Origin of the sequence: Cupriavidus sp. SIMBA_020 (assembly GCF_046535395.1) — a bacterium.
Taxonomy (GTDB): Bacteria; Pseudomonadota; Gammaproteobacteria; order Burkholderiales; family Burkholderiaceae; genus Cupriavidus; species Cupriavidus campinensis.
Window position 1 is genome coordinate 77,384 of sequence record NZ_JAWRWU010000019.1, and the last position, 10,324, is coordinate 87,707.

The 10,324-nt window shown below is 67.9% G+C and carries 6 protein-coding genes; 1 reads left to right on the forward strand and 5 read right to left on the reverse strand.

Annotation, left to right across the window (positions count from 1 at the left end; genetic code table 11):
• Window position 1: 1 nt before the first annotated feature.
• The 5 genes from SB751_RS26100 to SB751_RS26120 all read right to left on the reverse strand — a co-directional run bounded on the left by SB751_RS26100 (window position 2) and on the right by SB751_RS26120 (window position 7,788).
• Window positions 2-3,235, reverse strand: a complete 3,234-nt coding sequence (locus SB751_RS26100; RefSeq protein WP_211944156.1) for an efflux RND transporter permease subunit — start codon at window positions 3,233-3,235, stop codon at window positions 2-4.
• A gap of 3 nt (window positions 3,236-3,238) precedes the next feature.
• Window positions 3,239-4,483, reverse strand: a complete 1,245-nt coding sequence (locus tag SB751_RS26105; protein ID WP_211944157.1) for an efflux RND transporter periplasmic adaptor subunit — start codon at window positions 4,481-4,483, stop codon at window positions 3,239-3,241.
• A 272-nt stretch (window positions 4,484-4,755) separates the two neighbouring features.
• Entirely contained in the window at window positions 4,756-5,400 is a 645-nt protein-coding gene (locus SB751_RS26110; RefSeq protein WP_211944158.1) for an MOSC domain-containing protein, read from the reverse strand.
• A gap of 77 nt (window positions 5,401-5,477) precedes the next feature.
• Window positions 5,478-6,638: an MFS transporter gene (locus SB751_RS26115; RefSeq protein ID WP_144203606.1), complete on the reverse strand. Its 1,161-nt coding sequence runs from the start codon at window positions 6,636-6,638 to the stop codon at window positions 5,478-5,480.
• Between the two features lie 136 nt (window positions 6,639-6,774).
• Window positions 6,775-7,788 carry a D-2-hydroxyacid dehydrogenase family protein gene (locus SB751_RS26120; RefSeq protein WP_092291026.1) on the reverse strand — a complete coding sequence of 338 codons (1,014 nt, stop codon included), beginning with the start codon at window positions 7,786-7,788 and terminating at the stop codon, window positions 6,775-6,777.
• A 569-nt stretch (window positions 7,789-8,357) separates the two neighbouring features.
• Here SB751_RS26120 and SB751_RS26125 point away from each other — a divergent pair.
• The gene (locus SB751_RS26125) at window positions 8,358-10,214 is read left to right on the forward strand and encodes a phosphoenolpyruvate carboxykinase (GTP) (RefSeq protein WP_144203608.1); all 1,857 of its coding nucleotides are present in this window, start codon (window positions 8,358-8,360) and stop codon (window positions 10,212-10,214) included.
• The last annotated feature ends 110 nt before the right edge of the window (window positions 10,215-10,324 follow it).

Consider the following 10,324-nt stretch of genomic DNA (forward strand, 5'->3'; position numbering starts at 1 on the left):
GTCAGTGCGTGACCGCCGCCGGCTCGCGTTGCGCGAGCGGGTTGCCTTCCGAATCGATCTGTAGCGGCCCCGTGCCGGAGAACCGGTCGAGCGCGAGGTAGATCACCGGCGTGATGAACAGCGTGATGACCTGCGAGAACAGCAGGCCGCCCACCACGGCCAAGCCCAGCGGCTGGCGCAGTTCGGCACCGGCCCCCAGGCCCAGCGCCAGCGGCAGCGCGCCCATCACGGCCGCGAACGTGGTCATCATGATCGGCCGGAAGCGTAGCAGGCAGGCCTGCCGGATCGCCTTGGCCGGCGCCATGCCGTGGTCGCGCTGCGCCGCGAGCGCAAAGTCGATCATCATGATCGCGTTCTTCTTGACGATGCCAATCAGCATCAGCACGCCAATCGTCGCGATCAGCGACAACTCCACGTTGAACAGGAACAGCGTCAGCAACGCGCCGATGGCCGCCGACGGCAGCCCGGCCAGAATCGTCAGCGGGTGGATGTAGCTCTCGTACAGCACGCCAAGCAGCGTATAGATCACAGCGATGGCCGCCACCAGCAGCACCACCTGCGTGGCCTGCGAGGACTGAAACACCGCCGCGTCACCGCCCCAGCTGGTGAAGATGGCCGGCGGCATCTCGATTTCCTGCTTGTAACGGTCGATCTTGGCCGAGGCCTCGCCCAGCGCCGCACCCGGCGCGAGGTTGAACGACACCGTCACCGACGGCAGCTGCCCCTGGTGGTTCACGGCAATCGGCCCGACCCGGCGCTCGGTGGTGGCAAACGCCGACACCGGCACCATCTGCCCGGTCTTGCTGCGCACGTAGAGCTTGGAGAACGCGGTCTCGTCCACGCGGTCCACATCGGCCGCGGTCAGGATCACGTAGTAGTTGTCGATCGGCGTGTAGATCGTCGAGACCTGCCGCTCGCCAAAGGCCGTGTACAGCGCCGTGCGCACGTCCTGCATCTGCACGCCGAGCGCGTTGGCCTTGTCCCGGTCGATGGTGAGCTGCGCTTCCAGGCCCGATTGCTGGGAATCGCTGGTCACATCGCGGAAGATCGGCTCGGCGCGCATCTTGGCCATGATCTTGTCGCTGTATTCCTGGAGCTGGCCCGCCTTCACGCTCTGGAGCGTGTACTGGTAGCGGCTCTTGCTCTGGCGGCCGCCCAGCCGCAGGTTCTGCACCGGCGAGAAATACACCGCCAGCCCCGGCACGCCGGACACATCCTTGCGCAGCGACTCCACCACCTGCGGCATCTTGGGCCGCTCGCCCAGCGGCTTCAGTTCCACGAACATCCGGCCCGTGTTGATGGCGGGCGAGGGCCCGCCGCCAATCGACGCCACCACGCTCTTCACCGCCGGATTGGCGCGAATCCGCTCGGCGGCGTCGCGCAGGCGGTCGGCCATGGCATCGAACGAGATGTCCTGCGGCCCTTCGGCATTGACCTGGATCTGGCCGATGTCTTCCTCGGGGAAGAAGCCTTTCGGAATCTTGACGAACAGCACGGCGGTCAGCACGAAGGTGAGCCCCGCCACGCCGAGCACGAAACGCCGGTGCGCCAGGCACCAGTCCAGGCCGCGGGCGTACTTGTGGAGCGTCCACTCGAAGAGGTCCTCGAACCACTGCGTGCTGCGCATGCCGATGGTCTGCTTCTGCTGCACGCGCGGCGCGGCGGCGCTGGCTCCGCCGGGCGCGTGGTCGCCATGGTCGCCATGGTCGCCATGGTCGCCATAGGCGTGCTGGGACTCGTCCACCGGCACGTTCTCGGCCGAGAGAAAGCGCGCGCAGAGCATGGGGATCAGCGTCAGCGACACCAGCGCCGACACCAGGATAGACAGCGACACCACCGCCGCGAACTCGTGGAACAGCAGCCCGATCACGCCCGGCATGAAGAAGATCGGGATAAACACGGCCACCAGCGAGATCGAGATCGACAGGATCGTGAAGCCCATCTCGCGCGAACCCACCAGCGCGGCCTTGAGCGGCGGCACGCCTTCCTCGATGTGCCGCACGATGTTCTCGAGCATCACGATGGCGTCGTCCACCACCAGCCCCACGGCCAGCGTGATGGCCAGCAGGGAGACGTTGTCCAGGCTGTAGCCGAACGCCTTCATCAGCGCCACCGTGCCGATCAGCGAGATCGGCAGGGACACCGTGGGAATCAGCGTGGCGGCGGCGCGGCGCAGGAACAGGAAGATCACCAGCACCACCAGCGCCACGGTCAGCGCCAGCGTGAACTGCACGTCATGGATCGATTCGCGGATGGAGCGCGAGCGGTCGTTCACCACGTTCACGCTGACCGAGCCTGGCATCTGCTGGATCAGGCGGGGCAGGGCGGCCTTGATGGCATCCACCACGGCCACGGTGTTGGCATCCGGCTGGCGCAGCACGGCCAGCACGATGGAGCGCTCGTTGTTGAGCCAGCTGCCGGTCTTGAGGGTCTCGACGCTGTCTTCCACGTCGGCCACGTCCGAGAGCCGCACCACGGCGCCGCTCGGCTGGCTGGCCACGATGATGTTGCGGAACGCCTCGGCGCTGGTCATCTGCCGGTTGGCCTGGATGGTCAGCGTCTGGCGCGCGCCGTCCAGCGTGCCGACCGGCGTGTTGGCGTTGGCGCGGTTCAGCGCGGTGGCCAGCTCGTCGAGCGTCAGCCCGCGCGCCGCCAGCGCGTCCGGGTGGGCCCGCACGCGCACCGAGAAGCGCTTCTGGCCGAAGACCTGCACCTGCGCCACGCCGGGCAGGGTGGCCAGCGTCGGGGAGATCAGGTTGTCGCCGAACGCGTTCAGCTCCGCCAGGCTCATGGCGGGTGAGTTGATCGCCAGCAGCAGCACCGGCGCATCGGCCGGGTTCACCTTGCGGTAGGACGGCGGCACGGTCATCTCGATCGGCAGCGAACGCTGGGCGCGGAACAGCGCCGCCTGCACGTCCACGGCCGCATCGTCGATGTTGCGGTCGCTGTTGAACTCGATCGTGATGCTGGAATTACCCAGCGTGTTGGACGAACTGATGACGGTGACGCCCGGAATCGTGGCGAACTGCTTCTCCAGCTGCGTGGCCACCGAGGCGGCCATGGTCTCGGGGCTCGCCCCGGGCAGCGTCGCCGTGACCTGGATCACCGGCGAGTTGAAGCTGGGCAGCGCTGCGATGGGAATCGTCGGATACAGCACGATGCCCGTCACGATGACGGCCAGGCACAGCAGCACCGTCATGACGGGCCGGCGGATACAGAGTTCGGACAGCGTCATGGTCTAGTGCTTCTCTGCCACGCCCGCGGGGGCAGCGGGGGCGGCAGGGGATGAGGCGTCGCGCGGGCGGGCCTCGCGCACCAGCGCGCCGGGGCGCAGGTTCTGCGCGCCCTCGGTCACCACGCGGGCGCCCGGCTGCACGCCCTCGATCACGGCGGCGGCGGCGGTGGTGGCCACCACGGTCACCGGCACGCGCACCACGGTGCTGTCCGGCTTCACGGTATAGACGAAACGGCCTTCCGGGCCGGTGATGACGGCCTGCGGCGGCACGCTGAGGGCGCCCTTGAGCACCTGCACCGTAGCGCTGACGTTGGCGTAGGTGCCCGGCCAGAGCCGCTGCGCCTGATTGTCGAACATCGCCTTCACGCGGATGCTGCCGTACTGCGGGTCCACGGTGTTGTCGACGAAGGTGATCTTGCCGGTCACGGGCGCCTTGTTGCCGTCGTTGGGCACGGCGGTCACCTCGACCGGGCCGGCATGCAGCGCCTCGCGCAGCGCGGCGAGCTGGCGCTCGGGCAGGGTGAAGCTGACGGTGACCGGCGAGATCTGCGCCACGGTCACCATCGGCGTGGCCGTGGCGGGGGTGACGAGCGAGCCCGGGAAGACGTTGATCACGCCGGTGCGGCCGCCAATCGTCGCGCGGATGGTGCCGTAGCTGATGGCCACGCGGCTGGCCTCGATCGCCGCCTGGTCGGCGCGGATGGTGGCCTCGAAGCCGTCCAGCTTGGCCTGGGCCGTATCCACGGCACTCTTGGAGACAAAATTGCGCGCCAGCAGCTCCTGGCTGCGCGAGAGCGTGCGGCGCGCATCGGCCAGGTCGGCCTGGTCGCGCATCAGTTGGGCGCGGGCCTTCGCCAGGTTGGCCTCGTCCATGCGGGTGTCGAGCGTGAACAGCAGGTCGCCCGGCTTCACGGTCTGGCCTTCCTTGATATGCACGGCCTGCACGGTGCTGGACACCTGCGGCCGCACCTCCACGGTCTGCATGGCGGTGACCGTGCCGTTGGCGGTCACCTCCAGCGGCACGTCGCCCTGCTGGACGATGGCCGTGGCCACCGTCGTGGCAACGGGGCCCTTGGGTGTGGGCTTGGGCGCGAACCACGTCTTGTAGCCAAACCAGCCTGCCCCGGCAATGACGATAACCGCCACGATGGCGATCCAGGGCGAAGTGCGGCCGCGCCCCGTGCTGGTGGACGCGCTCCAGTTGCCATCGACGAAGCCCTTGGGCTGGTCGATCCCGTCTGTTTTCATGTGAGGACCCTCAAACACCGCATGGCGCGCGCCCGCTCCCCGGCACCGGCTTCTTGGAACCGGTTTGCCCGCGCAAACCACTACTAGTACCGCGCCTTGGCCGTCGAGGCCAGCGCGTCGTATTACAACCTGTTACAGCGCCAGGGGGATGGGTGGGCCGGAGGAGGGAGGATCTGGCCCGAAGACGCTTGTATCTGACTTAAAACATTAGCAGAAAAGCACGATCGGGCCACTCGGGACTAACGCCTGAGGGGGGCAGAACGTCGATTTCGTTACGGATTGGGGGGCCGATTGATGTTTTCCACCGACACTTCGCGCGGCCCCGGGATCACCACGGCGGCATCCCCGGCCCGGATCACCCCCGGCGTGGCCACGCTCAGGTACACGCCCGAATAGCCGCTGCGCACCATGTCGCGCACCGCGTGGGCATAGCCGAGGATGGCGTTGAGCTTGTAGCAGGGCTGGCGCGGCGCGCGCACCACCAGTTCCACCTCGCCCACGCGCAGCTGGTCGCCAATCCACAGGGACGACTCCAGCAGCCCCTGCAGGGTCAGGTTCTCGCCCATGGCGCCGAAGGCCAGCGGGCGCTCGGCCTCCTCCACGCCGGCCTCGCGGCGCCGTGCGTTCCACCAGGTGTAATGCTCGATCGGGTAGGCGTAGACCGCCCGGTCCCGCCCGCCGTGGACGGTCAGGTCGGCCTGCTCGTCGCCCGCCAGCCCGCGCAGGTGCACGCCGACGGCAATCGGATGGTGCAGCGTACTGAGCGGATGCTTGCGGATGGCGGAGAGCACCACGGCTTCGGTGCCGGCCCCGGCCACCACCAGCGGCAGGCGGATGCCGACATTGACGGCCAGCACACGGCCGGTGGCGCCACCGCCCGAGGCGGCTGGGTTGGGACGGGGATCGGTCTCGGCCACGGTACGCCCTCCTTGCGTGTGCGGGGCCGCGCGGGCTCGTGGTCCCGCGCTGCTTTGGGAGACTGCTACGACATCTGCTACGCGCTGCGCGGTGTCCAGTGGCAGCCAAGCGCCCGCGCCCGCTGCGAAATCGCCAGTCCGAGCGCGATCAGCAGCGCCGCACCCCAGTGCAGCGCATCGGGCCCGGCCACGGTGTAGATGGCGGCCCCAGCCATGGCGCCCAGCGCCTGGCCCAGGTAGATCGAAGAGGAATTGAGCGAGATGGACGCCGCGGCCTGGTCCGGCCCCAGCAGCACCAGCCGGGCCTGCTGGGCGCTGTTGGTGGCAAACCCACCCACGCCCCAGAGCATGAACAGCGCCACCAGCGCCCCGACATGCCAGCCGGCCAGCGGCCACAGCAGCATGGCGGCCAGCGAGGTGGTCAGCGCCACCTGCACGATGCGGCTCGGCGTCACGCGGTCCATGCGCGCGGCGGCCATCACGTTGCCGGTCACGCCGCAGATCCCGTAGGCCAGGAACATCAGGCTCAGCGCGCCGCCGCTAATGCCGAAGCGGTCCCGCATCAGCGGGGCGATGTAGGTAAACATCGTGAACATACCGGCCGACTGGATCATGGTGGTGGTCACCACCAGCATGATCGGCTTGTGGCGCAGCACGGCGGCCCACGCCTTGCGGCCCACCGGCGCCACCTGGAGCCCGGCCGGCAGCGCGCGCCAGACCGCCATCGACACCAGCAGCGACAGCCCGCCCACCAGCCCCATGCTGACGCGCCAGCCCAGCGTGCTGGAGATGAAGGTGCCCAGCGGCACGCCCACCACGCTGGCCACGCTCCAGCCCAGGAAGACAAAGCTGATGGCCCGCCCGCGCGTGCGGGCATCCACCAGCAGCGGCAGCGTGGCAGCGGCCTGCGGGGTATAGATGGCGGCGCCGATGGCGGTGACAAAGCGGATTGCCATCAGCATGGCGAAGCTGGGCGCCAGCGCGGCAGCCAGGTGCATCGCCCCGTAGATCAGCAACGCCCCGGCCAGCAGCAGGCGGCGGTCGATGCGGGACCCGAGCGTGGCGAACAGCGGCGCGCCCACGCAGGTGGCGATGGCGAACACCGAGATCAGCTGGCCAGCCGTGGCGGCGCTGAGCGCGAAATCGGCGGCAATGTCGTTGAGCATGCCGGTGACGATCATCGCGCCGGTGCCGATGACGAAGTTGCCGACGCACAGCGCCAGGAGCCTGGGATCCATGAAATGTGAGGGGATGGGGCGACAGATTGCCCCGAGTGTAGCGGCTTTGGCGCAATCCGGACCGGCGCCAATGTGGGGAAGGAGACGCTCGTGGAGCGTCTCCCGGGGGCGGCGACCCCCGGCCGTACTGTCTAATCTAGCGCGACAGGGTGGGCGTCAGCGCCTTGGGGTTGGCCACGCTCTCGTGGTTGCCGTCCAGCACATCGAGAATGTTCTGGAACGCGGTGCGGAAGTACAGCTCGTAGCTGTCGCGCTCCACATAGCCCAGGTGCGGCGTGCAGATGCAGTTCTCCATGCGCAGCAGCGCGTGGCCCTGCAGGATCGGCTCGGACTCGAATACGTCCACGGCCGCCATGCCGGGGCGGCCGCGGTTCAGCGCGGCGACCAGCGCGCCATCCTCGATCAGCTCGGCCCGGCTGGTGTTGACGAACAGCGCCGTGGGCTTCATGCGCTGCAGGTCGGCCAGCTTGACGATGCCGCGCGTCTCGTCGTTCAGGCGCAGGTGGAGCGACAGCACGTCGCTCTCGGCAAACAGCTGCTCGGCGGACGCGGCCACGTTCAGGCCGTCCTCGCGCGCAGCCTGCTGGGAGGCCTCGCGGCCCCAGACCAGCACGTTCATGCCGAACGCCCGGCCGTACCCGGCCAGCAGCCGGCCGATCTTGCCGTAGCCCCAGACGCCCAGCGTCTGCCCGCGCAGCACCTGCCCGAGGCCGAAGTTGGGCGGCATCGTCGTCGATTTGAGCCCCGACTGCTGCCAGGCGCCGTGCTTCAGGCTGGCCACGTACTGGGGAATACGGCGCTGGGCCGCCATGATCAGCGCCCAGGTCAGCTCGGCCGGGGCCACGGGCGAGCCCACCCCCTGCAGCACCGCCACGCCGCGGTCGGTGCAGGCGTCGATATCCACATGGCCGCCGGCACGACCGGTCTGGCTGATGATCTTCAGGCGCGGCAGCTTTTCAAGTAACTGACGCGTCACACGGGTGCGCTCGCGGATCAGGACCACGGCTTCCACATCGGAGAGGCGCGCGGCCAGCTGGCCCACACCCTTGACGGTGTTGTTGAACACCTTGACGTCGTGGCCTTCCAGCAGGGCGAAGCACGGCAGCTTGCGCACCGCGTCCTGGTAATCGTCGAGAACGGCAATCTTCATCGGTGACTCTTTGGCTTGAGGAGCGACATCGGGGCGGCGGCTTGGTGCGCACGGCAACAGAATCAGCGCGCGCCCGACAGTATTGTGGGCCGACCTGACGCAACATTGAATCCAGACATGGCTCGTTCCGCATCCGTGTGCGCCCTTGCCGACCCGCCAAAACGGGGCGCCAGATGCCTCGGCACAATGTTGCGCAGCAAAAAACAGGCGGAGTTTGCGGTGGTATCCTTGCCCGCTCCTGCGACGCGGCAGGCCGGATGCGACGGTAGAGCCACGCTCCCGCCCACCGCCCCGCGCCGCCGGACAAAGCCCCACCGGCCCCTGCCGCCCGCCATATGCGGGCGAAGCGCAACTGTAGCGCAGCCGCAGGGACCGCTGCGACCCCTGGGCGGATTTGCTTGTTGCGTAGTTGTAACGGGATGTGACGATTGCGTGTCCGAGTGCCCCATATCGAACATGGCGCACAGGACATCTCATTTCCGCACGCTATGGACGGCGCCGCCCCGGGAGCCTGACGCGGTACCCGGCAGGGCTTTGCCAAGGTTTCTTTCTCGCTTTGGAGTTGCTGTATGAACCACCCCACAATGCAAGGCACCCCGGCACTGAACGTACCGGCCTGGGTCAAGAACCAGAAACTGGTCGCATGGGTTACCGACATCGCCACACTGACCAAACCGGACAGCATCTACTGGTGCGACGGTTCCCAGGAGGAGTACGACCGCCTGTGTGAACAGATGGTCGCTGCCGGTACCATGCGCCGCCTGAATCCCGCCAAGCGCAAGAACTCATTCCTGGCCCTGTCCGATCCGTCCGATGTGGCGCGCGTGGAGGATCGCACCTTCATCTGCTCCGAGAAGAAAGAAGACGCCGGCCCGACCAACAACTGGACCGCGCCGCGCGAGATGCGCCAGACGCTGTCCGGCCTGTTCGACGGCTGCATGCGCGGCCGCACGCTGTACGTGGTGCCGTTCTCGATGGGCCCACTGGGCTCGCCGATCGCCCATATCGGCGTGGAACTGTCCGATTCCCCGTACGTGGCCGTCAACATGCGCATCATGACCCGCATGGGTCGCGCCGTGTATGACGTGCTGGGCGCCGACGGCGAGTTCGTGCCGTGCGTGCACACGGTTGGCAAGCCGCTCGCCGCCGGCGAGAAGGATGTGCCGTGGCCGTGCAACCCCACCAAGTACATCGTCCACTTCCCCGAGACCCGCGAGATCTGGTCGTTCGGCTCCGGCTACGGCGGCAACGCGCTGCTGGGCAAGAAGTGCTTTGCACTGCGTATTGCCTCGACCATGGGCCGCGACGAAGGCTGGCTGGCCGAGCACATGCTGATCCTCGGCGTGACCTCGCCCGAGGGCAAGAAGTACCACGTGGCCGCCGCGTTCCCGTCGGCCTGCGGCAAGACCAACTTCGCCATGCTGATCCCGCCCAAGGGCCTCGAGGGCTGGAAGGTCACCACCATCGGCGACGATATCGCCTGGATCAAGCCGGGCCAGGACGGCCGTCTCTACGCCATCAACCCGGAAGCGGGCTACTTTGGCGTGGCCCCGGGCACGAGCGAGAAGACCAACTACAACGCCATGGCCACGCTCAAGGAGAACGTGATCTTCACCAACGTGGCGCTGACCGATGACGGCGACGTGTGGTGGGAAGGCATGACCAAGGAAGCCCCGGCGCACCTGATCGACTGGCAGGGCAAGGACTGGACGCCGGCCATCGCCCGCGAAACCGGCGCCAAGGCCGCCCACCCGAACGCGCGCTTCACGGCGCCGGCCTCGCAGTGCCCGTCGATCGACGAAAACTGGGATAACCCGGCCGGCGTGGCCATCGATGCCTTCATCTTCGGCGGCCGCCGCAGCACCACGGTGCCGCTGGTGACCGAGGCCCGCAGCTGGACCGAAGGCGTCTACATGGCCGCCACGATGGGCTCCGAAACCACCGCCGCGGCCGCTGGCCAGCAGGGCGTGGTGCGCCGCGACCCGTTCGCCATGCTGCCGTTCTGCGGCTACAACATGAGCGACTACTTCGGCCACTGGCTGGCACTGGGCAAGAAGCTCGAAGCCGCCGGCGCCAGGCTGCCGAAGTTCTACTGCGTGAACTGGTTCCGCAAGGACGCCGACGGCAACTTCGTGTGGCCGGGCTTTGGCGAGAACATGCGCGTCCTGTCGTGGATGATCGACCGCGTGGAAGGCCGCGGCCAGGGCGCCGAGCACGTCTTCGGCACCTCGCCCCGCTACGCGGACCTGAACTGGAACGGCGTGGACTTCTCGGAAGCGCAGTTCCAGCAAGTCACCTCGATCGACCACGCCGCCTGGCAGCAGGAACTGGCGCTGCACGACGAACTGTTCACCCAGCTGCAGCACAACCTGCCGCAGGATTTGGTGGAAACGAAGGACAAGCTGGCCAAGCGGCTGGCAGCCTGAGGGTTCGGGTTGGAATGAAGAAGGGCGCCGCAAGTGAACTGCACCCCAAAAGTTGGACACCCGTTCAACCTTTGGGGTGTTTTTCATGGCGAAGTACAACGAGGCGTTCA